Source organism: Mesorhizobium sp. M4A.F.Ca.ET.050.02.1.1 (genome assembly GCF_003997725.1).
Taxonomy (GTDB): Bacteria; Pseudomonadota; Alphaproteobacteria; order Rhizobiales; family Rhizobiaceae; genus Mesorhizobium.
Genome location: NZ_RZSG01001190.1, coordinates 1 through 1230 on the forward strand (window position 1 = coordinate 1; position 1230 = coordinate 1230).

At 65.0% G+C, this 1230-nt stretch carries 1 protein-coding gene and 1 pseudogene; both read left to right on the forward strand.

Annotated features, from left to right (window positions below):
* Positions 1–163: pseudogene (locus EOA33_RS36200) on the forward strand (ABC transporter permease); the annotation flags it as partial.
* Between the two features lie 164 nt (positions 164–327).
* The coding region (locus EOA33_RS36205; protein ID WP_127407757.1) for an exo-alpha-sialidase at positions 328–1230 on the forward strand (903 nt) is incomplete at its 3' end.

A 1230-nucleotide genomic window follows, 5' to 3' on the forward strand; every position in this document is an offset into this window, starting at 1 on the left:
CCGCCCGCATGTGATCGGCACCGTCGTCGGCGCCATCTTCGTCGGCGTGCTGCTCAACGGCCTCACCATGCTGAATGCCCCCTATTACACGCAGGACTTCGTCAAGGGTGTCGTGCTGGTCGGCGCGCTGGCGGCGACCTTCGGCCTCGGAAAGAAGCGTTGAGAGCCATTCCAGGAAAAGTGTGTTGCGGTTTTCCGTCCGCAATTGCGGCGGCATATCTTCTCACTTTGGCCTCGACGGGGTTAGACTGCAAAAAAGTCTCTGACCCTGTCGGCTAGGCCCGCGCTCCGCCGTCCTTGATGGTAGGTATGCAACGGGAGGAGAAAATGCCGGAAAAAGTCCTGGTCCTCATCGGCACGAAAAAAGGCGCCTTCATCGCCGAGAGCAATGGCAAGCGCGGGTCGTGGAAGCTGCGCGGTCCGTTTTGCGAGCACTGGCCTATGAACCATGTCGTCGGCGACCCCGAGACCGGCGCGATCTACGGCGCCGGCGGCAACGAGTGGTTCGGTCCGGCGGTCTGGAAGTCGGACGACCTTGGCGAGACCTGGACGCATTCCAGCGAGGGCTTGGCCTACGAGGCTGGCGAGGAACCGATCAAAGCGGTATGGAGCCTCGCCAGGCGCAACGGCAGCCTCTATGCCGGCGTGCAGCCGGCCGGCCTGTTTCGCTCCGACGACGACGGCGCCACCTGGAGCCACATCGAGGGCCTGCAGCGTCACCCAAGCCGCAAGGACTGGACCCCGGGAGGCGCCGGCCTCATCCTTCATTCCATCGTCACGCACCCCAGGGACAAGGAGCAGATCTGGGTGGGCATCTCGTCCGCGGGCGTGTTCTACACCTGGGACGGCGGCCAGACGTGGGAGCCGCGCAACCGCGGCACCCGCGCCGACTTCCTCCCCGAAGGACAAAACTATCCAGAGTTCGGCCAGTGCGTGCACTGCCTGGTGATGGCGCCCGGCAAGCCCGATCGGCTCTACCAGCAGAACCATTGCGGCATGTACCGCTCCGACGACGGCGGCAAGAACTGGCAGAGCATCGAGAAGGGCCTTCCCTCGACCTTCGGATTTCCTGCGGCCACGCATCCGCGCGACGCCGACACGCTCTTCCTTCTGCCGCTCAATGGCGACAGTGCCGGCCGCTATGTGCCGGACGCGAAGGCGGCGGTCTGGAAGACTGAGGATGCGGGCGCCACCTGGATGGACGAGCGCAAGGGCCTGCCGCAGGAGAAC